Origin of the sequence: Pseudomonas sp. G5(2012) (assembly GCF_000408945.1) — a bacterium.
GTDB classification, from domain to species: domain Bacteria; phylum Pseudomonadota; class Gammaproteobacteria; order Pseudomonadales; family Pseudomonadaceae; genus Aquipseudomonas; species Aquipseudomonas umsongensis.
On sequence record NZ_APIO01000033.1, the window covers coordinates 96,250 to 118,292 of the forward strand.

Below are 22,043 nucleotides of genomic sequence, written 5' to 3' on the forward strand. Positions count from 1 at the left end.
GCTGATGGCGGTACAGATTGCAGTGATCGATGATTGGCAGGATGTGGCCCGCGACGTGGTGGACTGGTCGGCGCTGGAGACCATCGGCCAGGTCGCGTTCATCCACGACTACCCCGCTGACAACCCGCCCCTGGCCGCGCGCCTGGGCGAGTTTGAAGTGATCTGCGTGATGCGCGAGCGCACGCGCTTCGACGAAGACCTGCTGCGCCGCTTACCCAATCTCAAGCTGCTGGTGACCGGTGGCATGCGCAATGCCGCCCTCGACCTCAAGGCCGCTGCTGCGCTCGGCATTCAGGTCTGTGGCACCGACAGCTATAAACATGCCGCGCCGGAGCTGACCTGGGCACTGATCATGGCCGCAACCCGCAACCTGGTGGTCGAAGCCAACGCCTTGCGCGCCGGAAAGTGGCAGCAAGGCCTCGGTGGCGACCTGCATGGCAAGACCCTGGCGATCCTGGGCCTGGGCAGCATTGGCCAACGGGTCGCCCGCTTCGGCCAGGCGTTCGGCATGCGGGTCATCGCCTGGAGTGAAAACCTCAACGCCGAACGCGCCGCCGAGTTCGACGTAACCTACGTCAGCAAGCAGCAATTGTTCGAGCAGGCCGACGTGTTGTCGGTGCACCTGGTGCTCAGTGAGCGCAGCCGTGGCATGGTGGACGCGCAGGCGTTGGCATGGATGAAGCCCACGGCGCTGCTGGTCAACACCGCGCGCGGGCCGATTGTCGATGAAGCGGCGCTGATCAAGGCCCTGCAGAAACAACGCCTGGGTGGCGCGGCGCTGGACGTGTTCGAGCAAGAGCCCCTGCCCGCGCATCATCCGTTCAGAACCCTGGACAACGTGCTGGCAACGCCCCACGTCGGGTACGTCAGCCAGCAAAATTACCATCTATTCTTTGCGCAGATGATCGAGGACATCCAGGCTTGGGCGGCGGGAAAGCCGATGCGTCTACTGAGTTGACAGCGCCCGGTAACCTGGGGCTTTTGTTGCAAAAAATCGCCAAAAAAAACGAATAAATGTTCAGGCAGAAGTGTTTATGTTTCGCATGAAGGGTCATCAGCCCTTCTCAACGTTTTCGGCCCGTTCGGAGCATTGCCCATGAATCGCCGTCTCTCGATTGTTACTGCATCGCTGGTGCTTGCCGTCGCGCTGTCCAGTTCCCTGGCATGGGCCAACGGCGAGGAAGATACCCCTGCCAAACCGCAGTGCCCTCGAGGGCAGGTGTTCGACAGCAAGGCACAAAGGTGCGTCAAGCAGACCAGCATGCTCTTGCCGGATGCCGACCGCACCGACTACGCCTATCAGCTGGCCAAGGACGGGCGTTACGAAGAAGCCTTGGCCCTGCTCGATACGCTCAAGCAACCCAACACTGCCAAGGCCTTGAACTATCGGGGCTACGCCACGCGTAAACTGGGACGTACCGATGAAGGCATCGGTTATTACCTGCAGTCGGTCAAGCTTGATCCGCAATATGCGCTGGTTCGCGAGTACCTTGGCGAAGCCTATGTGATCAAGGGCCGGCTGGACCTCGCCCGGGAACAGTTGCAGCAGATCAAATCGATCTGCGGCAACACCACCTGCGAGCAATACCAGGACCTCGCCGAAGCCATCAACGCGTCATCGAAAACCTGACAACCCGATTGGAGGGAGGTCGCTATCGCCAGCGATCAGGACATTAGGGCAGAACTGGGACAGCACTTGGCGCGTCTGTGGCGTTACGGCTTGCTGTTGTCCCGACAACGGCATGTCGCCGAGGACCTGGTGCAGGCCACCTGCGTGCGGGCGCTCGAACGCGGCGGGCAATTTGAATCGGGCACGCGCATGGACCGTTGGCTGATGAGCATTCTGCATTCGATCTGGGTCAATGAAGTGCGAGCCCGCCGAGTGCACCAGGGCCAGGGCGTGGTGGATGCCGATCAAGCCCTGTCGTTCGATGGCGAACAAGCGGCACATACCCATGTTCGCGCCGCGCAGGTGATCCGGCGCGTAGAGGCGTTGCCCGAGGCCCAGCGCGAAACGGTGTTTCTGGCCTACGTCGAAGGCTTGTCCTACCGCGAGGTGGCCGATGTCCTGCAAGTCCCCATCGGCACCGTGATGAGCCGACTGGCCGCCGCCCGGCTGAAACTCGCCGAGTATCCGCCCCTGCACACGGTGCCGAACCCTTCCACCGGAGAACGTCGATGAACGCGAAACTGTCGGATGAGCAACTGGTGGCCTACCTGGACAACCAGCTCGATGCCGAACAACGCAGCCGCATCGATGCCGCCCTCGCCGAAGACCCGATGCTCGGCCTGCGCCTGCAATGGCTAGACCGCAGCAGCATGCCGTTCAAGTCAGCTTACGACGAAGTGACTCGACAAGCCCCGGTCGAGCGCCTCCAAGCCATGCTCGATACCCTGCCCGTCCCGACACGCCCTGCACTGAGTCGGCGCTGGTTCCTCGCGGCCGCCGCCGGATTGCTGGCGGGCGGTGTGCTGGCGGATCGTTTGTTCCTCGGTTGGCAAACCAGCCAGCAGACCCACAACTGGCGCGGGCTGGTCGCCGACTACATGGTGCTCTACGTACCGGAAACCCTCGACCATTTGCCCAGTGACGAAGCGACACAACTGGCGCAGCTACGCACCATCGACGCACGATTGGGCCTTAATCTGCTGCCGGCAAAACTGGCGTTGCCACGCGCCCAATTCAAGCGCGCGCAAATCCTTGAATACGACGGCGTGGCTATCGCCCAGATCACCTACCTCGACCCGGTCCATGGGCCGATGGCGCTGTGCGTCACGCGCTCCAACAGTGGCAGCCGGCATTTTGCCAAAGAGCGACGGCACGGGATGAACATCGTGTATTGGTCGGATATGGAGCACGCGTGGATGCTGATCGGGCGTAATTCGCCGGTGGATCTTGAGGAGATGGCCACGCAATTACGCACTCGGATCCGCGCCTGAGCCTTGTAGGAGCTGCCGCAGGCTGCGATCTTTTGATCTTGATATTGGAAGAAGCAAGATCAAAAGATCGCAGCCTGCGGCAGCTCCTACCGGGTGATGATGGATCAGTTCGCTGTCGGCAACCACAGCCGAAACCTTGCCCCACCCAACGGCGACGCTTGCACCGTCAACGTTCCACCCTGGGCTTCCAATGCCCGACGGCTGATTGCCAGCCCCAGGCCAAACCCGCCGGTGGCCCGATCCCGGCTGCGATCGAGTCGATAGAACGGTTCGAATATCCGCTCGCGCTCGTCATCCGGGATACCGATCCCGTCGTCGTCCACCCAGATCTCACAGCCTTTGGGGCACACCTGTACGCCTACCTGAATGCGCCTTTCGCAGTAGCGCATGGCGTTGCGCAACAGGTTTTGCAGGGCGCGGGCGGTCAGGCGTGGGTCGAGGCTAAAGCGTTCGAGCTGGCCGTGCAGCAACACGTCGATGACGATATCCGGCGATTGTTCTTCGTCGACGCTGCCCAGGATGCTGTCGATGAATTCATCCAGCGACACTTCGATAGGCTCCGGTAAACGCGCGGGGTTTTGCAGGCGGCTGTACGACAGCAATTCCAGCACCAGTTCGTCGAGCTCACGGATGTGATTGACCAACCCCTGCAAGCGCTCGCGGCTGGTGGCGGGCAAATCATCGGAAAGGGCCAGGGCCAGGCCAAAATCCAGGCGGGTCAATGGCGTGCGCAACTCGTGGGATACGGCGTTGAGCAGGTCCCGCTGCTGATTCAGCAGGTTTTCGATGTCGCCAGCCATCGTGTCGAAAACGTTGGCAAGACTGCCGATGTTGGAACTGGCGGCAATCTGCGTACGCTCGCTCAAGTGCCCCTTGCCGAAGCGTTCCGCCGCGCCCTTGAGCCGTTCCAGGTCACGCCAGTGCGGGCGCAGCCACAGCAACAGACAGGCGAGCATGGTCGCGCCGATCAGCACGTTGATGCTCCAGTACAACAGGCTGACGTCCATCGGGTCTGGCGGCACGACCATTTGCACCACGGTGCGCTCGTTCAGCGGTGCCACCGCCAGGGTGCGCCAGCCCCAGTCGCCAACGCGCACGACGTTTTCGCCGCGCTGCAAACGCTGCTGTTCTTCGCTCGACAAGCTGGCATCGTCAATGGCGCTGAGCACGATATGCAGCGGTTCGAATTCCTTGTCCATTTGCGCGGCCAAGGCTGGCCATTGTTCGCTCGGGACGGCCTTGAACTGCCTGACCATGAGGGCTTGCAAACCACGCGAGTAGTCCAGGTTGTAGGTGATGAAGCGCTCGTGGAAGACCTTGATCACCAGGTCCGGCACGAGGTAGATCGCGGTGCTGAACGAAACGATGGTCACCAGGTACAGGCGAAAGAGGATTCTGAACATCGTCTCAGCATTCCCACTCGGATCGACTGAACAGGTAACCCTTGCCCCACACGGTCTTGATCTTGCGAGCCTCGCCGGCATTGTCGTCGAACTTGCGCCGCAGCTTGGAGATGGCCACGTCCACCGAGCGGTCGGTGCCGTTGAACTCGATGCCACGCAGGCGTTGCAGGATCTGGTCGCGGCTCAACACTTCGCCAGCATGTCGGGCCAGCACCACCAGCAAGTTGTACTCGCCGCTGGACATTTCCACCGGTTGCCCGCGCCAGGTCACCGTGCGCTCGGACAGATCGATGCACAGGTTGCCCATGAGGATCCGGTCATTGGCCGCCAATGGCTCGGCAAGGCTGCTGCGCCGTAGCAAGGTGCGCACACGGGCCAGCAGCACCCGGGGTTCGCAGGGTTTGGTGACGTAGTCGTCGGCGCCCATTTCCAGGCCCAGCACCTGATCGTGGCTGTCGTCGCGGGCGGTGAGCATGAGGATCGGCAAGCTCGCTGAATCGGCGCGTAGCAGGCGGCAGACTTGCAAGCCATCGAGACCGGGCAGCATCAAGTCGAGGATCACCAGGTCCGGCGGTGTGAGCCGTGCGCGTTCGCGCACCTGATCGCCTCGACCGATTACGTTGACGGAGTAACCGTTGCGTTCCAGGTAGCTGGCGATCAGCTCGGCGAGTGCGGTGTCGTCTTCGACCAGGAGGATGTTGGGCATGGGTGTTTCCAGAAATGCTGTGGTGCCGGTCAGGCCGCTTTCGCGAGCAGGCTCGCTCCCACAGGGAATGCATTTCAACTGTGGGAGCGAGCCTGCTCGCGAAGACTATCTGACAGGCGCAATAAAATTCATGGCCTGAAGGATATACGCCCTCACACACACCTGAGCAAAACCCTTACACAATTTCACACAGCACCAACAAAGCTTCACCGTTACCATCGCCGTCGCCCAGTAGGATGCTGGGGGTCACTATTGGGGTCATCCATGTCAAAGAAACTGCTTGCCGGGCTCAGCCTGATCGCACTGGCGTTGACGCTGAGCGCGTGCGACAAGTCTTCGATCGCCGAAGAACAGCCGCCATTGGCCAGCGTTCGCATCGAAACCGTCGAAACCCGAGCGCTGTCGATCAGCAGCGAATTGACCGGGCGCATTGCCGCGCCGCGCATGGCCGAGGTGCGCGCCCGCGTCGCCGGCGTGGTACTGCAACGGGCCTTTCGCGAGGGCAGTGACGTGAAAAAGGGCGAGGTGCTGTTCCGGATCGATCCGGCGCCGTTCAAGGCAGATCTCGATAGCGCCGAGGCAGTATTGCGCAAGGCCGAGGCCAACGCGTTCCAGGCGAAACTGCAAGAGCAGCGGTACGCCCAGTTGATTGACGACAAGGCCATCAGCGGCCAGGACTACGACAACGCCCGGGCCAACGCCCGGCAAACCGCCGCCGACGTAGCCGCCAGCAAGGCGGCGGTTGAACGCGCCCGGCTGAACCTTGGCTACGCCACGGTCACCGCGCCGATTTCCGGACGTATCGGTCGCGCGCTGGTCACCGAAGGCGCACTGGTCGGGCAAAACGAGACCACGCCTTTGGCGCTGATCCAGCAACTCGATCCGATCCACGCCGACCTGACCCAATCAACTCGCGAACTCAACGACCTGCGCCGGGCGTTCCGGTCCGGCCAATTGAAGGAAGTGGGCCAAGGCCAGGCCAAGGCCACCCTGATCCAGGACGACGGGAGCCTCTACCCGTTGCCCGGCAAGCTGCTGTTTACCGACATCACCGTCGACCCGGGCACCGGCCAGGTCATCCTGCGCAGCGAATTCCCCAACCCGGATCTCGACCTGCTGCCTGGCAGCTTCGTGCGCGTGCGCCTGGAGCAAGCCGTCAACCAGCAAGGCATCAGCGTGCCGCAACGGGCCATCCAGCGTGACAGCGCCGGCATCGCCCAGGTATTGCTGCTCGACGCAGAGCAGCGCGTCAGCCAACAGCCGGTCGAACTGGGGCCGGTGCAGAACGACCGTTGGGTCGTCACGGGCGGGTTGAAGCCCGGCGACCGCATCGTCATCGAAGGCCTGCAACACGCCCGCCCCGGCGAAAAAGTGCAGGTCGACGACACCCCTCTTCCACTTGCCCAGGTTTCTGGCCAGTAAGCAGGACGCTTGTTTATGCCGCAGTTCTTTATCGATCGCCCGGTGTTCGCCTGGGTGGTCGCGCTGTTCATCCTGTTGGCCGGTGCCCTGGCCATTACGCAGTTGCCGGTGGCGCAATACCCCAACGTCGCACCGCCGCAAATCGAAATCTATGCCGTGTACCCCGGTGCGTCAGCGCAGACCGTGGACGAAAGCGTGGTCAGCCTGATCGAGGAAGAACTCAACGGCGCCGACCATTTGTTGTACTTCGAATCGCAGAGCAGCCTGGGCAGCGCCACGATCAAGGCCACTTTCCAGCCGGGCACCGATCCGGAAATGGCCCAGGTCGACGTGCAGAACCGCCTCAAGGTGGTGGAGTCGCGTCTGCCGCAGGCGGTGAACCAGCAAGGCTTGCAGGTGGAAAAAGTGTCCGCCGGCTTCCTGCTGTTGATCGCCCTCACCTCAAGCGACGGCAAGCTCGACGACGTGGCGCTCAGCGACTACCTGGCGCGCAACGTGATGAACGAGATCAAGCGCCTCGACGGCGTCGGCAAGGCGCAGCTGTATGGCGCCGAGCGCGCCATGCGCATCTGGATTGACCCGCGCAAGTTGATCGGTTTCAACCTGACCCCGGCGGATGTCAACGCCGCCATCGTCGCGCAAAACGCCCAGGTCTCAGCCGGCAGCATTGGCGATTTGCCGAGTCGCACGACTCAGGAAATCACCGCGACCATCCTGGTCAAAGGCCAGCTGTCGAGCCCTGAAGAGTTCGCCGCCATCGTGCTCAAGGCCAACCCTGATGGTTCCACGGTGCGCATCGGCGATGTCGCGCGGGTCGAGATCGGCAGTCAGGACTACCAGTTTTCCACGCGCCTGAACGGAAAGCCGTCGACTGCCGTCGGCGTCCAGTTGTCACCGGGGGCCAATGCCCTGAACACCGCGACCCTGGTGAGGGCCAAGATGGACGAACTGTCGCGCTACTTCCCCGCGGGCGTCCAGTACACGATTCCTTACGACACCTCGCCTTTCGTCAAGGTCTCGATCACCAAGGTGGTCTACACCCTCGGCGAGGCGATGTTGCTGGTGTTCGCGGTGATGTTCCTGTTCCTGCAGAACATCCGCTACACCCTGATACCCACGCTGGTGGTGCCGGTGGCGCTGATGGGCACCTTCGCGACCATGTTGGCCCTGGGGTTTTCCATCAACGTGCTGACCATGTTCGGCATGGTGCTGGCCATCGGTATCCTGGTGGATGACGCGATCGTCGTGGTGGAGAACGTCGAGCGGATCATGGCCAGCGAAGGCCTGTCGCCCAGGGAGGCGACCCGCAAGGCGATGAAGCAGATCACCGGGGCGATCATCGGCATCACCCTGGTGCTGGTGGCGGTGTTCATTCCGATGGCCTTCATGCCGGGTTCGGTCGGGGTGATCTACCAACAGTTCTCGCTGTCGATGGCCACCTCGATCCTGTTCTCGGCCTTCCTCGCCCTGACCTTGACCCCAGCGCTGTGCGCGACCTTGCTCAAACCGATTGCCCAAGGCGTACACCACGAGAAGACCGGATTCTTTGGCGGGTTCAACCGCCGCTTCGAGCGACTTACCGAGCGTTATCAGGGCTGGGTTGCCTATGCATTGCAGCGCACCGGGCGTTACCTGTTGATCTACGCGGTGCTGCTGGTGGCCCTGGGCGTGTGTTTCATGCGCCTGCCCTCCTCGTTCCTGCCGGTGGAAGACCAGGGCTACACCATCACCGACATTCAATTGCCACCCGGCGCGAGCAAGCACCGTACGGTGCAGGTGGTCGAGCAGATCGAAGCGCACAATGCCGGCGAACCGGGCATCAGCGACAGCGTGGTCATTCTCGGTTTCAGCTTCTCCGGAAGTGGCCAGAACGCGGCGCTGGCGTTCAGTACGTTGAAGGATTGGTCCGAAAGAGGCGTCAAGGACTCGGCCGCTGCCATTGCCGACCGGGCCAACGCTGCCCTCAGCCAGATCAAGGATGCCATGGCGTTTTCGGTACTGCCGCCACCCGTCGATGGCCTGGGCACGTCCAGTGGCTTCGAATTTCGCTTACAGGATCGCGGCGGCCTCGGCCATGCCACGCTGATGCAGGCGCGCAGTGAATTGCTCGCGGCGGCTGAAAAGAGCCCGGTACTGATGAACGTGCGCGAAAGCGCCCTGGCAGAGGCTCCGCAAGTGCGGTTGGTCGTCGACCGTCAGCAGGCCAACGCTTTGGGCGTGTCGTTTGCCGACATCGGCAGCGTGCTCTCCACCGCGATCGGTTCGACGTACATCAATGACTTTCCCAACCAGGGGCGGATGCAACGGGTGGTGGTCCAGTCTGAAGGCGATCAACGCAGCCAGGTCGCCGATCTGCTGAAGATTCACGTACGCAACAACAACGGAAAAATGGTGCCTCTATCGGCCTTCACCCAGGCCGAATGGACCCAGGGCCCGGCGCAACTGACCCGTTACAACGGTTATCCGGCGATCAGCATCTCCGGCGAGCCGACACCCGGCCACAGCACCGGCCAGGCCATGGCGGAAATCGAACGGCTGGTGGCGCAAGGTCCGGCCGGATTGGGCCAGGAGTGGACCGGGCTGTCGTTGCAAGAACGTTTGTCCGGCAGCCAGGCGCCGATCCTGCTCGGTTTGTCGCTGTTGATCGTGTTCCTGTGCCTGGCGGCGTTGTACGAGAGCTGGTCGATCCCGACCTCAGTTTTGCTGGTGGTGCCACTGGGTGTACTCGGCGCAGTGCTCGCGGTGACACTGCGCGGCATGCCCAACGATGTGTTCTTCAAGGTCGGCCTGATCACCATCATCGGCCTGTCGGCAAAAAACGCGATCCTGATCATCGAATTCGCCAAGAGCCTGTACGACGAAGGCCACGATTTGATCGACGCCACCCTGCAAGCCGCACGCTTGCGCCTGCGGCCTATCGTCATGACCTCGCTGGCGTTCATCCTCGGCGTGGTGCCGTTGGCGATCGCGACCGGCGCCAGTTCAGCCAGCCAGCAGGCCATCGGCACCGGGGTAATCGGCGGAATGATCTCCGCGACCCTGGCGGTGATATTCGTGCCGGTGTTTTTTGTGGTGGTGATGAAACGGGTGCGCAAGCGCCATAAAAACCTATAACCAACACCACCCCTGTAGGAGCGAGCATGCTCCTACATATTTCCTGCGCTATGGTGCACTGACGCCCTGCCACAGTGAGCCTCCATGCCCTACCTCACTCACACCCACCCTCGCCTGTCCGCCGCCGTCACCTTCGGCATCGCGGCTGGCATCCTGGTTCCGGCCGACTCGATCATCAGCAAAATTCTTATCGGCTGGAACGTCGGGGTCTGGACCTATCTGCTGCTGATGTTCTGGCTCATCGTGCGCTCCAAGGCGACCGATGTGAAACGCATCGCCGATATCGAAGACGAAAACGCCGGGCTGGTGCTATTCGTGGTGTGCATCGCAGCGATTGCCAGCCTGGCGACCATCGCCTTCGAACTGGCCGGCAGCAAAGACCTGGAAACCTCCCGCAAGCTGCTGCACTACAGCTTCACCGCATTGACTGTCATCGGTTCATGGTTGCTGATCGGGGTGATTTTCAGCGTGCACTATGCGCGGCTGTATTACACCTGGAATGGCAAAGAACCTGCACTGCGTTTTGCCGAAGGCTTGACCACACCCAACTATTGGGACTTCCTGTATTTCTCGTTCACCATCGGCGTGGCAGTGCAGACTTCGGATGTCGGCGTGGCCACCCGGGAGATGCGTAAGATTGTCCTGGCGCAGTCGTTGATAGGCTTTTTGTTCAACACGGCGATATTGGGGTTTTCGGTCAATATCGCCGCCGGGTTGTTTGGCTGACGTTGCCTTACTCCGTCGTTATCTCGCTAACCAGGGCGATCTCTCCGCGCTGGCGTTTCATACGTCGGCAACCCGCCTGACAGACGCAGATGACCCCACATAACGGGCTCGACCTCCTTTATCGCTGGGCTCGGCCCGGTTGAGTGCATTGGCCTGACCTCCATCCGTCGACATTCTTCACTTGATGATCATCCCGACCCTTGACGAACGATTGGTTTTTGGTGTTTCCTGAAACCGGTTTCAGCGCCATGCGCCAAACCCAATAAATCCAATAACAAGGTTTTCAGACCGTGAACGATTTCTCCGCCGCCCAGCGCAGCCGCGTGACCATGCTTGATGTCGCCGAACACGCCAAGGTGTCCAAAGCCAGCGTGTCGCGCTTCATCGGCGAGGATCGCGCCCTGCTCTCCGATGCCATTGCCGAGCGCATCGAGCAGGCCATTGCCGAACTGGGCTACCGCCCGAACCAGATGGCCCGCGGTCTTAAGCGCGGCCGCACGCGCCTGATCGGCATGTTGGTGGCCGACATCCGCAACCCTTATTCGATTGCCGTGATGCACGGGGTAGAAACCGCCTGCCGTCAGCACGGCTACAGCCTGGTGGTGTGCAACACCGACCGTGACGACGAGCAGGAACGCCAGCACCTGGCGCTGCTGCGTTCGTACAACATCGAAGGCCTGATCGTGAACACCCTCGGCCATCACCGCGACGAATTGCACGAACTGCATCGGGAAATGCCGCTGGTATTGGTGGATCGCAAGGTGGAGCACCTCGAGAGTGACATGGTAGGGCTGGACAACCCGGCAGCCGTCGACATGGCCCTTACCCATCTTGAAGAACGCGGTTACCGCGACGTGCTGCTGGTGACCGAACCCTTTGACGGCACCAGCTCGCGGATCGAACGTGTCAGCAGCTTCAAGGCGATGATCGAGCAGCGGCCCGCGCTTCGCGGGGCCATCACTGAGACCGGCAGCGAGCTGACTGCCAATCTGAAAACCTTTCTCGACACGCCAGGGCCCGGTCCCAAAGCGCTGTTTTGCGCGAATGGGATTGCGGCGTTGGCCAGCACCCATTCATTGCGCGAACTCAACTGCCACCTGTTCGCGGAAGTCGGCCTGATCGCCCTCGATGACCTGGATTGGTACCCGCTGGTGGGTAGCGGCATCACCGCCCTCGCCCAACCGACCACCGAAATTGGCGCCAGTGCGTTTGAGTGTTTGCTCAAGCGTTTGCGGGGGGATGATGGTGCGGTGCGGACCTTGGATTTTTCGGCGAGATTGATTGTGCGGGGATCGACACTTGGAGATCTTCGGTGATTGTTCCGGCCTCATCGCGAGCAGGCTCGCTCCCACAGGGAACCCGGTGTACGCGCAATTTTTGTACAACACAAAACCCTGTTGGAGCGGGCCTGCTCGAGATGGCGCCCTAAAGATCGATATTTTTTGAACAAAAATGAAACCGGTTTCAGAGGTAGAAAAACAATGAATACACCCGCCGTTTCCATCAGCCTCTCCAGCTACGGTGCCGATCTTGTGCGCCAACGTGGCCAGGGCAGTTTTATCGAAATACTGGCCGCTGCCGGAGCCTCGCGAATTGAGTGGCGCGAAGAGCTACTGACCAACGAGGACCCCGCTCAACTGGCCATTGCCTCTCAAGCCGAGGGTCTGGAGAGCGTGTATTCCTCGCCGATTGAGCTGTGGCTGGCGGGTCAATCCAAACCCAACCCTGAACTGATTGCCGCCCTGCAACGGGCCCAGGCTTTTGGCGCCAAATGGCTAAAAGTGTCGCTGGGCTATTTCACCGACAACAGCGATCTGCAAACCCTCGCCCGGCTACTGCGCGAGAATGCCGTGCAGTTGCTGGTGGAAAACGACCAGACCCTGCACGGCGGTCGCATCGAGCCCTTCCAGCGCTTTTTCGCGCAAGTCGAGCAGCACAGCCTGCCAATCAGGATGACCTTCGATATCGGCAATTGGCACTGGCAGGACCAGTCGCCAGCGAGCGCTGCGCGATTGCTCGGGCGCCATGTGGACTATGTGCACTGCAAAGCGGTGACCCGTCGCACCGACGGCAAGCTGGTCGCCATACCGCCCGCCGCCAGCGACCTGCAACAGTGGGAACACCTGCTGCGGCACATGGCCCAAGGTGTCATGCGCGCGGCGGAATACCCGTTGCAAGGCGATGACCTGGTGCAGTTGACCCGCGAACACGTCGCCGCTCTCGCCCATCTGGGCCAGCCGCAGCGGGAGAATGCACATGTCTGAGATCGATATCCTGTCGTTCGGCGAAACCATGGCGATGTTCGTCGCCGAGCAGGCCGGTGATCTGGCCAGCGTCGGCCAGTTCCACAAACGCATCGCCGGCGCGGACAGCAACGTCGCCATCGGCCTGTCGCGCCTGGGCTTCAAGGTCGCATGGCTGAGCCGGGTCGGTGCCGATTCACTGGGCCGCTTCGTGATCGATACACTGGAGAAGGAAGGCGTGGACTGCCGCCATGTCGACATCGACACCGCTCACCCCACCGGTTTCCAGCTCAAGTCGCGCACCGAGGATGGCAGCGACCCCGCCGTCGAGTATTTCCGCCGCGGTTCGGCGGCCAGTCACCTGTCACCACACTCGATCGTGCCCCAATTGCTCAATGCCCGACACCTGCACGCCACTGGCATCCCGCCAGCGCTGTCGGAAAACGCCCGGCAAATGTCGTTCGAATTGATGACGCGCATGCGCGAGGCCGGCCGCAGCGTATCGTTCGATCCGAACCTGCGCCCCAGCCTGTGGGCCAGCGAGCAACAGATGATCAGCGAGATCAACCGCCTCGCCGCGCTTGCCCATTGGGTGTTGCCGGGGCTCAGCGAGGGGCGCTTGCTCACCGGTTTTGACGATCCGGCCGACATCGCCGCGTTCTACCTCGATCAGGGCGCCGAGGCGGTGGCGATCAAACTCGGCCCGCATGGCGCTTACTACCGCACTCAACAGGATCAGGGGTTTGTCGCTGGCGTGCCGGTGCAAACAGTGATCGATACGGTGGGTGCCGGTGATGGATTTGCCGTGGGCATGATCAGTGCTCTGCTCGAGAACCACAGCTTTGCCGACGCCGTGCAGCGGGCCAACTGGATTGGCAGCCGCGCGGTGCAGAGCCGGGGGGATATGGAGGGGTTACCAACCCGAGCCGAACTGCCTCCCCCTTTCGCCGCTCGTTCCTACGCTCCTGCGTGGGAATGCAGCCCGTGACGCTCTGCGTCACAGGGGACGCGGAGCGTCCCTAGAGGCATTCCCACGCGGACCGTGGGAACGATCACCGTTACCTGCTGCGACAAAAACAACAAGCTCAGGAGCACCACCCATGAAAACCGCAACCCTCGCCACCCGCCGCTGGTGGTACATCATGCCCATCGTCTTTATCACCTACAGCCTGGCGTATCTGGACCGCGCCAACTACGGCTTCGCCGCCGCCTCGGGCATGGCGGCCGACCTGATGATCACTCCGGGCCTGTCGTCGATGCTCGGCGCGCTGTTCTTCCTCGGCTACTTTTTCTTCCAGGTGCCGGGGGCGATCTATGCGCAGAAACACAGCGTGAAGAAGCTGATTTTCGTCAGCCTTATCCTCTGGGGCAGTCTGGCAACCTTGACCGGTATCGTCTCCAACGCCTACTGGCTGATCGTCATCCGCTTCATGCTTGGGGTGGTCGAGGCCGCAGTGATGCCGGCCATGCTGATCTATCTGTGCCATTGGTTCACCCGCGCCGAACGCTCGCGGGCCAACACTTTCCTGATCCTCGGCAACCCGGTGACCATGCTGTGGATGTCGGTGGTCTCGGGTTATCTGGTGCAGCATTACAGCTGGCGCTGGATGTTCATCGTCGAAGGTCTGCCAGCAGTGTTCTGGGCCTTCATCTGGTGGCGTCTGGCCGATGATCGTCCGTCCCAGGCCAAGTGGCTCAACGACCAGGAAAAGCAGGACCTGGAAAGCGCCCTGGCCGCCGAGCAAGTCGGCATCAAGGCAGTGAAGAACTACGCCGAAGCCTTCCGCTCGCCGAAAGTCATCCTCCTGGCCCTGCAGTTTTTCTGCTGGAGCATCGGCGTCTACGGCTTCGTGCTGTGGCTGCCTTCAATCCTCAAGGCCGGTGCACAGATGGACATGGTGCAAGCCGGCTGGCTGTCGGCGTTGCCTTACCTGGCGGCGGTGATCGGCATGCTGCTGGTGTCCTGGGGCTCGGACAAACTGCAAAAACGCAAGCGCTTCGTCTGGCCGCCGCTGCTGATCGCCTCATTCGCTTTCTATGGCTCCTACGCCTTGGGCGCCGAACATTTCTGGTGGTCCTACACGTTGCTGGTGATTGCCGGTGCCTGCATGTACGCACCTTACGGACCGTTCTTCGCGATCATCCCGGAGATCCTCCCAGCCAACGTCGCCGGCGGCGCGATGGCGCTGATCAACAGCATGGGCGCCCTCGGTTCGTTTGGCGGCTCCTACCTGGTCGGTTACCTGAACAGCTCCACCGGCTCGCCCGGCGCGTCCTACCTATTGATGAGCGGCGCGCTGATGCTCTCGGTGGTGCTGACGATTTGCCTCAAGCCCGGCGCCAGTGACCGGGAACGGCCCACGGTCGCATTAACCCGCACCGCTGCACATTCCTGAATTGGATGACGACAATGAAAAAGCAGGTTGTTCTGTACAAGAAACTCTCGCCGCTGCTGATGGCTCGCTTGCACGAGCAGGCCGAAGTGACGCTGATCGAAAACCTCGACGCCGATGGCCTGGCCCGATTGCGCGATGCCCTGCCCCGCGCTCACGGCCTGCTCGGTGCCAGTCTGAAGCTGGATGCCGAACTGCTCGACCTGGCGCCCGACCTTGAAGCCATCGCCAGCGTCTCGGTGGGCGTCGACAACTACGACATCGACTACCTGACCGAGCGCCGCATCCTGCTCAGCAATACACCGGACGTGCTCACCGAAACCACCGCCGATACCGGTTTTGCGTTGATTCTAGCCACCGCTCGACGCGTGGTGGAACTGGCCAATATGGTTCGCGAAGGCCGTTGGCAGCGTAACCTCGGCCCCGCACATTTCGGCAGCGACGTGCATGGCAAAACCCTGGGCATCATTGGCATGGGCCGTATCGGCGAGGCACTGGCCCAGCGCGGACACTTCGGTTTCGGCATGCCGGTCATCTACCACAGCCATTCGCCAAAACCTGCAGTCGAGCAGCGTTTCAATGCGCAGTACCGCAGCCTGGGCGAGCTGTTGCAGCAGGCGGATTTCATCTGCCTGACCTTGCCGTTGACCGCGCAAACCGAGCGGCTGATCGGCACCGAAGAATTTGCCCTGATGCGCCCGCAAAGCATCTTCATCAATATCTCCCGAGGCAAAGTGGTGGATGAAGCGGCGTTGACCGAGGCACTGCGTGCGGGGCAGATTCGCGCAGCGGGGCTGGATGTGTTCGAGCGTGAGCCGCTGGACCTGGACTCGCCGCTGTTGCAGATGGACAACGTGGTGGCAACGCCACACATGGGCTCGGCGACCCATGAGACACGGGAGGCAATGGCGCGGTGTGCGGTGGAAAATCTGTTGGCGGCGTTGGCGGGTGAACGGCCGGCTAATCTGGTGAATGTGCGGGCGTGGAAGGCTTGAGGAATTAGTTGTCCGTCAGGCCGTCTTCTCAGGCAAGCCCGCTCCCACAGTGTCGGTGGTGATCACAAAATCCGTGTCCACATCAGACCCTGTGGGTGCGGGCTTGCCCGCGAAGGGGCCGGTCCGAACAACAAAAAACTGTCAGGCCCGCCGCGCCTCCAGAAGGTCCATGGCGCACTGCCCAATTCGCTGACAGGCATCCGCCAGTTTGCGCCGGTCCACCACCAGCCCAATGCGGATATGCCCCGCCGCACTCGGCCCGAACGCCTCACCTGCCAGTACCGACACGCCATACCCCTCCAGCAGCCGCTCGGCGAAATGCTGGGCGGACAACCCGGTCTGGCGCACGTCGGCCATCACGAACATCCCACCATCCGGGCGAATGGCCCTGATACCCGGGCATTGGTTCAGGCGCGTACACACCAGGTCGCGGCGCTGGCGATATTCTTCACGCATCAGCGCCACCTCCGGCAGGTCTTCATCCAGCGCCAGTTGCGCCGCCTTCTGAACGAACTCCGGAATGCCAAACAGCATGCTCAACGAGAGATGTTCCAGGTGGTCGTTCAAGGTTTTCGGTCCGATCACCCAACCCACTCGCCAACCGCTCATGGCGTGGGATTTGGACAGACTGTCGATGGTCGCGGTGCGCTCGGCCATGCCCGGCAAGCTGGCCGGGCTGATGTGTTCGCCCTCGTACAGCAGATCGCCGTAGACCTCATCGCTGATCAACCAAAGATCGTGACGCACACACAGCAAGGCCAGCTCCTGCCAGATCATCAGCGACAAACTGGCGCCGGAGGGGTTGTTCGGACTGTTGAGCAACAGCGCGCGGGTCTTGGGTGTGATGCGGGCCGCCACATCCGCCGGATCGACCCGAAAGCCGTTCTCCGGACGCACCGCCACCGGCACCACAGTGGCCCCGCACGCGCCGAATACGCCTTCATACGTTACGTACATCGGCTCGGCAACGATCACTTCGTCCCCCGGATCGAGCAGGCATTGCGCGACCGAATAAACCGCACATTGCGCACCGGGCATCACGATCACGTGATCGGCATCCACCACTTGACCACTTCGACGCCGATGACGGCGGGCAATGCTGTCGCGCAAACCCCGACTTCCGCGCACCTGCGAGTAATGAGTGTCGCCCGCCAGCAAACTGTTGATGGCGGCCTGGACGATGGGGCTGGGTGTATCGAAATCCGGGTCGCCGACCGATAGCAGCAGTACGTCGACGCCTTGTTCGCGCATTTGCAGTGCGCGGTCGTGAATCTGCCAGGCCGCAGCGCCATCTCCGGCGATGCGTTGGGTCAAGCCTGAATAGCGCATGTAGTTCTCCAATCGCGCGAGTTCCTGAGTCAACCCTATCTCAAATCGCGCCACGCGCCACTACCTCGATGAAATCGACGAACGGGTTAGGCAACAGAAATTCAGCAAATCCTCCTACATGGCTGGGTTCTTTTACTGACAGCCAACTCGGCGCAGTCGGATTAAGGTCCAGCACCTGTAATTTGTGACAGGTTCCAAGTGGAGTGATTCGCGCTATAAGGAAGTCGAGCCTCCAGCCCTGAATCAGGTGCCTGAAGGACGGCCGCGCGAACCATGCCATCAAGATGTAGGAAGATTCCGCCGCGCCCACGCCGTCAAAGATGATGAATGGGAGATTCAACTATGTACCGTGCCAATATCGGATCAGTTCGATCAACGCCCACACAGGCCAATTTCCAATCACAGGAGAGCCCTCAACCGAAAGCGATCAAGCTGACGGCTCGGGAACAGGAGTGCTTGAAGTGGACAGCTCTGGGCAAATCGTCCTGGGAAATCGCGCAAATCGTTCAATGCACTGAAGCAGGTGTGAATTATCACTTTTGCAATATTCGCCGGAAATTCGGCGTGAGATCGCGCTGGATCGCCATGGTGATGGCACTGCAACAAGGTCTGATCCAGTCACCTTGACCCCCTGTCTCTTCAGCGGTCGGCTTCTCATTGACCCCTGTTGAGACAATTCATGAGCCGGGACCCCATACCTCGATCCCGACCGTTTGACCTCTACCACGCCAGTGCCTGTGACGATGCGCCAGTGTCCCATGGGCACCGACCGAACAAAGGGCTGCGAATCATCATTGCCGACGATCATCCGATCGTACTGACGGGCATCGAAATGGTTCTCTCCTCCTTTACCGATTTCACATGCTCAGTGGTCGCCAAGGCTGAAAATGCCCTGTGCCCTGGTGATCGTCCTGACAATAAAACTGACTCCCCCAGGCGCGTCAGGCCGCACGAGCGGCCATCCGCCAGACCCGCGCTACGTCACCCGCTCGTTCACGCAATAGACGCGGTGCTTCGCTGCAGGCTTGCGCCAATGTCATCGGCCCGCTCGTCAGGGCAAACGCGGCGTCGATACCATGGGCATACAAGGCTTGATAGCCCTCGCCCAACGTACCGGCAATGACGATGACCGGAACACCGCATTCACGAGCAATACGCGCCACGCCAAAGGGTGTTTTGCCGCGCAATGTCTGTGCATCGAAGCGGCCTTCGCCGGTGATCACCAGATCAGCACCGGCAACCGCATCGGCCAGCCCCACCAGCTCGGCGACCACTTCCACCCCGGCCTTGAACTGCGCCCCCAGGAACGCCTTGGCGGCAAACCCCAGGCCGCCTGCTGCGCCGCTGCCCGGTTCGTCGCGCACGTCTTTGCTCAAGGCTTTTGCGCAGTGGTCGGCAAAGTGCCCGAGGGCAAGATCCAGTTGTTCGACCTGCGCAGGCGTTGCGCCTTTTTGCGGGCCGAAAATGGCCGACGCGCCGTGAGCACCGCACAATGGATTGTTCACGTCGGCGGCGATGTCGAAGCGCACCTCGGCCAGGCGTGGGTCGATGCCACTCATATCGATGCGGGCCAACTGTGACAGTGCCAAGCCGCCCGGTGCGAGGATTTGCCCCTGTGCATCGAGCAACTTCACGCCCAAGGCTTGCATTGCCCCTGCACCGGCGTCATTGGTCGCACTGCCGCCGATGGCCAGAATGATACGTTGCGCCCCGGCATCGAGGGCAGCGCGAATCAATTCACCGGTGCCGAAAGTGCTGCTGATGCAGGCATCGCGGCGGTCGACCGGAACCAGCTGCAAACCACTGGCTTCGGCCATTTCGATGATCGCCGTGTGGGTGTGGGGCAACCAGCCCCAGGCAGCGTCGACGGCTACGCCGAGCGGCCCGCGAACCGTGGTGCGACGCAGCTCGCCAGCACACGCGGCAAGCACCGACTCGACCGTCCCTTCCCCGCCGTCGGCCATCGGGCATTTGATCAATTGCGCATCGGGCCACACCTCTGCCAGACCGAGGGCAATGGCGTCGGCCACGCCTTGAGCGCTGAGGCTGTCCTTGAACGAGTCGGGGGCGATGACAATTTTCATGGGGATTCTCCAGTTCCAATGCTATCCATGCTGCCAGCCGGCATGAACAATAACGCCAGGCCGCTGCACAACGGGCATCGAGGATTATTGTTCATTCCCACAAATCTTATGCTTTCCATGTAGGAGCTGCCGCAGGCTGCGATCTTTTGATCTTGACCTTGAAAAGCAAAGTCAAAAGATCGCAGCCTGCGGCAGCTCCTACAGGGGGGGCGGGTTTTGGTCAGGGAGTTGGGTCGGTTTCGGAGAGCAGCTGTACGCCGAGATAGAGGGCGAGCATGCCGTCCAGGCGTAACGGATCAACGCCACTGAGTTCTGCAATGCGCTCCATCCGGTAGCGCAGGCTGTTGCGGTGGATGCCCAGCGCATCGGCGCAGGCCTGGCTCTGGCCATCGTGTTCGCACCAACTGCGCAAGGTCGCCAGTAACTGGCCGTTGTTGTCCCTGGCAACGACTTTACGCAACGGCTCAAGCAGTTCGTCCAGTGCATCTTCGTTGCGATGGCGCCACAGCAATACCGGCAGCCGATAGCGGGTAAGCGTCAGCAAACGGGATTGGGGCAACACCTCGCGCCCATAGGCCAGCAAGTCGCCGACCCTACGATAGCCGCGGCGCAATCCTGTCAGCCCATCCGCCTGCCCACCCACGGCAATGCGCAGGATGTTCCAGCCCTGGCCGTCGAGTTTTTCCAGCAGCCGCTCGTTGTCGACGGCCTGGTTCGTCGGTCGGCACCACAGCAACGAAGACTTGGCCGAACTCACGCACCAACTGTCCGGGTAACGACTGGTCAGCCAGGCGCTGAGCGCTTCGACGGAGTGCCCCGCCCCCTGCTCCATGCCCAGTTCGAACAGGTAAGGCACCCGCGTCAATTGCGGTTTAAGCCCAAGCTGTTGCGCTTCGTCGATCAAGCGCGGCGAGTTGCCGCCGTCACTCAGCAGCAACGCCAGCAGGTCATCGCAACGCTGGCTCCGCCACTGCTTCTCGGCCTGTTGGTTGCGCTGGCCCACCAGCATCTCGGCGGTCATGCGCACCAGTTCCGCGTAGGTACGCAATTGTTCGGGATCGCCGGTGATGCCCAGCACGCCGATCAAGCGCTGGTCGAGCATCAGCGGCAGGTTGATGCCCGGCTGCACGCCCTTGAGGTGGATCGCGGTCTGTGCGTCGATCTCAACCACACGGCCGTTGGCCAACACCAGTTGCGCGCCTTCATGCCGGGTGTTGACCCGCTCCGGCTCGCCACTGCCGAGGATCAGGCCCTGGCTGTCCATGACGTTGACGTTGTACGGCAGGATGGCCATTGCCCGGTCGACGATGTCCTGGGCCAGGTCGTGATCGAGTTCGAACATAACGGGGTTCCTTGAAACGGGGTGGTCGAGACTCACAGGTTGATCAACGTTACCCTTTGCATCGCCAGAAATCATGATAAAGAGACCTTGCCTGTCACAGGGCTTTTGCCCCGCTATGCCATTGTGGTATTTGATTGAGCCTTTCCCACCGGCAAAAGGATTTCCTCATGAGCTACCGCACGCTGGGTCATTCGGGCCTGCAGGTGTCGACCCTGACCCTGGGCACCATGATGTTTGGTGAGCAGACCAATACCGAAGATTCCCTGCGGATCATCGACAAGGCCTGGGACCAGGGCATCAATTTCATCGATACCGCCGACGTCTACACCAATGGCCGTTCTGAAGAAATCGTCGGCGAGGCGATTGCCGGTAACCGTCACGAATGGGTACTGGCGACCAAGGTCGGTTTCGGCCCGGTGGACGGTGTGCCGAACCGCAGCGGCCTGAGCCGCAAGCACATCTTCAACGGCATCGACGCCAGCCTGACGCGCCTGGGCACTGACTATCTCGATATCTATTACCTGCACCGCGAAGACCACAACACGCCGCTGGAGGTCACGGTGTCGGCCATTGGCGACCTGATTCGCCAAGGCAAGATTCGCTATTGGGGCCTGTCGAATTACCGGGGCTGGCGTATCGCCGAGGTGATTCGCGTGGCCGACAAGCTCGGTGTCGACCGGCCGGTGATCAGCCAGCCACTGTACAACATCGTCAACCGCCAGGCCGAAACCGAGCAGATCACTGCCGCGCAGAATTACGGCCTGGGTGTGGTGCCCTACAGTCCGTTGGCCCGCGGCGTGCTCAGCGGCAAATATGCGCCGGACGTCAAGCCGGACGCGAACAGTCGTGCAGGACGTGCCGACAAACGCATCCTGGAAACCGAATGGCGTGTCGAGTCCTTGCGCATCGCCCAGCAGATCCAGCAATACACCCAGGATCGCGGCGTGGGGATCGTCGAGTTCGCCATCGCCTGGGTGCTGAACAACAGCGCCGTGACCTCGGCCATCGTCGGCCCGCGCACGGTAGAACAGTGGGATGCCTACACCAAGGCGCAGGCGGTGAAGATCACGGCTGAGGATGAGGCCTTCATCGATGCGCTGGTGACACCTGGGCATGCTTCGACGCCGGGGTTCAATGATGTGAGTCATTTCGTGTCCGGCCGCAGACCGCGTACCAACTGAACATACAAAACCACTGTAGGAGCGAGCCTGCTCGCGATGGTCGTGAACGATAGCGCGTTAAACCAGACGCCCCGCAGCGCCCTCGGGTTTTTCGCGAGCAGGCTCGCTCCTACAGGGATGTTGTAAATATTGATCATCCGGCCAATATTCAGCACAAAAACCACG

At 61.5% G+C, this 22,043-nt stretch carries 20 protein-coding genes; 14 read left to right on the plus strand and 6 right to left on the minus strand.

The genetic code is table 11. The features are described 5' to 3' along the window. Positions 1-4: 4 nt before the first annotated feature. The 4 genes from PG5_RS10950 (at position 5) to PG5_RS10965 (ending at position 2,940) form a co-directional block, all read left to right on the plus strand. A complete protein-coding gene (locus PG5_RS10950; protein ID WP_020797188.1) occupies positions 5-958 on the plus strand; it encodes a D-2-hydroxyacid dehydrogenase family protein in 954 nt (317 codons plus the stop codon). 138 nt (positions 959-1,096) lie between these two features. After that, entirely contained in the window at positions 1,097-1,630 is a 534-nt protein-coding gene (locus PG5_RS10955; protein ID WP_020797189.1) for a tetratricopeptide repeat protein, read from the plus strand. 66 nt (positions 1,631-1,696) lie between these two features. Continuing rightward, positions 1,697-2,182, plus strand: a complete 486-nt coding sequence (locus PG5_RS10960) for a sigma-70 family RNA polymerase sigma factor (protein WP_020797190.1) — start codon at positions 1,697-1,699, stop codon at positions 2,180-2,182. Then, positions 2,179-2,940 carry an anti-sigma factor gene (locus tag PG5_RS10965; RefSeq protein WP_020797191.1) on the plus strand — a complete coding sequence of 254 codons (762 nt, stop codon included), beginning with the start codon at positions 2,179-2,181 and terminating at the stop codon, positions 2,938-2,940. Before PG5_RS10960 ends, PG5_RS10965 begins: the two co-directional genes overlap by 4 nt. Positions 2,941-3,044: 104 nt before the next feature. Here PG5_RS10965 and PG5_RS10970 read toward each other — a convergent pair whose 3' ends face one another. Together PG5_RS10970 and PG5_RS10975 are read right to left on the minus strand one after the other, a co-directional pair. Further along, the gene (locus PG5_RS10970; RefSeq protein WP_020797192.1) at positions 3,045-4,343 is read right to left on the minus strand and encodes an ATP-binding protein; all 1,299 of its coding nucleotides are present in this window, start codon (positions 4,341-4,343) and stop codon (positions 3,045-3,047) included. Positions 4,344-4,347: 4 nt separating this feature from the next. Next, on the minus strand, positions 4,348-5,049 hold the full coding sequence (locus PG5_RS10975) for a response regulator transcription factor (protein WP_020797194.1): 702 nt from the start codon (positions 5,047-5,049) through the stop codon (positions 4,348-4,350). Positions 5,050-5,313: 264 nt separating this feature from the next. Between PG5_RS10975 and PG5_RS10980 the strand changes: the two genes are divergently transcribed. The 8 genes from PG5_RS10980 to PG5_RS11015 all read left to right on the plus strand — a co-directional run bounded on the left by PG5_RS10980 (position 5,314) and on the right by PG5_RS11015 (position 15,942). Next, positions 5,314-6,471 carry an efflux RND transporter periplasmic adaptor subunit gene (locus PG5_RS10980; protein WP_020797195.1) on the plus strand — a complete coding sequence of 386 codons (1,158 nt, stop codon included), beginning with the start codon at positions 5,314-5,316 and terminating at the stop codon, positions 6,469-6,471. A gap of 15 nt (positions 6,472-6,486) precedes the next feature. Next, positions 6,487-9,585, plus strand: a complete 3,099-nt coding sequence (locus tag PG5_RS10985) for an efflux RND transporter permease subunit (protein ID WP_020797196.1) — start codon at positions 6,487-6,489, stop codon at positions 9,583-9,585. A gap of 84 nt (positions 9,586-9,669) precedes the next feature. Beyond that, positions 9,670-10,311, plus strand: coding sequence for a DUF1345 domain-containing protein (locus PG5_RS10990; RefSeq protein WP_020797197.1), 642 nt, complete (start codon positions 9,670-9,672; stop codon positions 10,309-10,311). A 290-nt stretch (positions 10,312-10,601) separates the two neighbouring features. Continuing rightward, entirely contained in the window at positions 10,602-11,627 is a 1,026-nt protein-coding gene (locus PG5_RS10995) for a LacI family DNA-binding transcriptional regulator (RefSeq protein ID WP_020797198.1), read from the plus strand. A 165-nt stretch (positions 11,628-11,792) separates the two neighbouring features. Beyond that, positions 11,793-12,575 carry a sugar phosphate isomerase/epimerase gene (locus PG5_RS11000; RefSeq protein ID WP_020797199.1) on the plus strand — a complete coding sequence of 261 codons (783 nt, stop codon included), beginning with the start codon at positions 11,793-11,795 and terminating at the stop codon, positions 12,573-12,575. Next, a complete protein-coding gene (locus tag PG5_RS11005) occupies positions 12,568-13,542 on the plus strand; it encodes a sugar kinase (protein ID WP_020797200.1) in 975 nt (324 codons plus the stop codon). The genes PG5_RS11000 and PG5_RS11005 overlap by 8 nt, the downstream gene beginning before the upstream one ends. 112 nt (positions 13,543-13,654) lie before the next feature. Beyond that, on the plus strand, positions 13,655-14,950 hold the full coding sequence (locus tag PG5_RS11010) for an MFS transporter (RefSeq protein WP_020797201.1): 1,296 nt from the start codon (positions 13,655-13,657) through the stop codon (positions 14,948-14,950). 14 nt (positions 14,951-14,964) lie between these two features. Then, a complete protein-coding gene (locus PG5_RS11015) occupies positions 14,965-15,942 on the plus strand; it encodes a D-glycerate dehydrogenase (RefSeq protein WP_020797202.1) in 978 nt (325 codons plus the stop codon). 141 nt (positions 15,943-16,083) lie between these two features. On the opposite strand, the gene PG5_RS11020 is transcribed toward PG5_RS11015, so the two are convergent. Both PG5_RS11020 and PG5_RS11025 read right to left on the minus strand, forming a co-directional pair. Further along, on the minus strand, positions 16,084-17,271 hold the full coding sequence (locus PG5_RS11020; protein WP_033040407.1) for a pyridoxal phosphate-dependent aminotransferase: 1,188 nt from the start codon (positions 17,269-17,271) through the stop codon (positions 16,084-16,086). A 40-nt stretch (positions 17,272-17,311) separates the two neighbouring features. Then, positions 17,312-17,611, minus strand: coding sequence for a hypothetical protein (locus PG5_RS11025; protein WP_042955339.1), 300 nt, complete (start codon positions 17,609-17,611; stop codon positions 17,312-17,314). A gap of 2 nt (positions 17,612-17,613) precedes the next feature. On the opposite strand from PG5_RS11025, the gene PG5_RS11030 reads away from it, so the two are divergent. After that, positions 17,614-17,898, plus strand: a complete 285-nt coding sequence (locus tag PG5_RS11030; RefSeq protein ID WP_033040402.1) for a LuxR family transcriptional regulator — start codon at positions 17,614-17,616, stop codon at positions 17,896-17,898. Positions 17,899-18,212: 314 nt separating this feature from the next. On the opposite strand, the gene PG5_RS11035 is transcribed toward PG5_RS11030, so the two are convergent. Beyond that, positions 18,213-19,355, minus strand: a complete 1,143-nt coding sequence (locus PG5_RS11035) for a glycerate kinase (protein WP_020797206.1) — start codon at positions 19,353-19,355, stop codon at positions 18,213-18,215. Positions 19,356-19,575: 220 nt separating this feature from the next. Then, a complete protein-coding gene (locus PG5_RS11040; RefSeq protein ID WP_020797207.1) occupies positions 19,576-20,697 on the minus strand; it encodes a sugar diacid recognition domain-containing protein in 1,122 nt (373 codons plus the stop codon). A gap of 167 nt (positions 20,698-20,864) precedes the next feature. On the opposite strand from PG5_RS11040, the gene PG5_RS11045 reads away from it, so the two are divergent. Next, positions 20,865-21,878 (plus strand): aldo/keto reductase, encoded by a 1,014-nt coding sequence (locus PG5_RS11045; RefSeq protein ID WP_020797208.1) that lies wholly within the window; start codon positions 20,865-20,867, stop codon positions 21,876-21,878. Positions 21,879-22,043: the final 165 nt, after the last annotated feature.

Excerpts from the sequence above, each read along its gene's own strand:
- PG5_RS11045 (WP_020797208.1), top strand. The coding sequence starts at position 20,865 with ATGAGCTACCGCACGCTGGGTCATTCGGGCCTGCAGGTGTCGACCCTG.
- PG5_RS11015 (WP_020797202.1), top strand. The coding sequence starts at position 14,965 with ATGAAAAAGCAGGTTGTTCTGTACAAGAAACTCTCGCCGCTGCTGATG.
- PG5_RS10965 (WP_020797191.1), top strand. The coding sequence starts at position 2,179 with ATGAACGCGAAACTGTCGGATGAGCAACTGGTGGCCTACCTGGACAAC.
- PG5_RS11020 (WP_033040407.1), bottom strand. The coding sequence starts at position 17,271 with ATGCGCTATTCAGGCTTGACCCAACGCATCGCCGGAGATGGCGCTGCG.
- PG5_RS10985 (WP_020797196.1), top strand. The coding sequence starts at position 6,487 with ATGCCGCAGTTCTTTATCGATCGCCCGGTGTTCGCCTGGGTGGTCGCG.
- PG5_RS11010 (WP_020797201.1), top strand. The coding sequence starts at position 13,655 with ATGAAAACCGCAACCCTCGCCACCCGCCGCTGGTGGTACATCATGCCC.
- PG5_RS10950 (WP_020797188.1), top strand. The coding sequence starts at position 5 with ATGGCGGTACAGATTGCAGTGATCGATGATTGGCAGGATGTGGCCCGC.
- PG5_RS11035 (WP_020797206.1), bottom strand. The coding sequence starts at position 19,355 with ATGAAAATTGTCATCGCCCCCGACTCGTTCAAGGACAGCCTCAGCGCT.
- PG5_RS11030 (WP_033040402.1), top strand. The coding sequence starts at position 17,614 with ATGTACCGTGCCAATATCGGATCAGTTCGATCAACGCCCACACAGGCC.
- PG5_RS10955 (WP_020797189.1), top strand. The coding sequence starts at position 1,097 with ATGAATCGCCGTCTCTCGATTGTTACTGCATCGCTGGTGCTTGCCGTC.
- PG5_RS11040 (WP_020797207.1), bottom strand. The coding sequence starts at position 20,697 with ATGTTCGAACTCGATCACGACCTGGCCCAGGACATCGTCGACCGGGCA.
- PG5_RS11000 (WP_020797199.1), top strand. The coding sequence starts at position 11,793 with ATGAATACACCCGCCGTTTCCATCAGCCTCTCCAGCTACGGTGCCGAT.
- PG5_RS11005 (WP_020797200.1), top strand. The coding sequence starts at position 12,568 with ATGTCTGAGATCGATATCCTGTCGTTCGGCGAAACCATGGCGATGTTC.
- PG5_RS10975 (WP_020797194.1), bottom strand. The coding sequence starts at position 5,049 with ATGCCCAACATCCTCCTGGTCGAAGACGACACCGCACTCGCCGAGCTG.
- PG5_RS10970 (WP_020797192.1), bottom strand. The coding sequence starts at position 4,343 with ATGTTCAGAATCCTCTTTCGCCTGTACCTGGTGACCATCGTTTCGTTC.
- PG5_RS10990 (WP_020797197.1), top strand. The coding sequence starts at position 9,670 with ATGCCCTACCTCACTCACACCCACCCTCGCCTGTCCGCCGCCGTCACC.
- PG5_RS10980 (WP_020797195.1), top strand. The coding sequence starts at position 5,314 with ATGTCAAAGAAACTGCTTGCCGGGCTCAGCCTGATCGCACTGGCGTTG.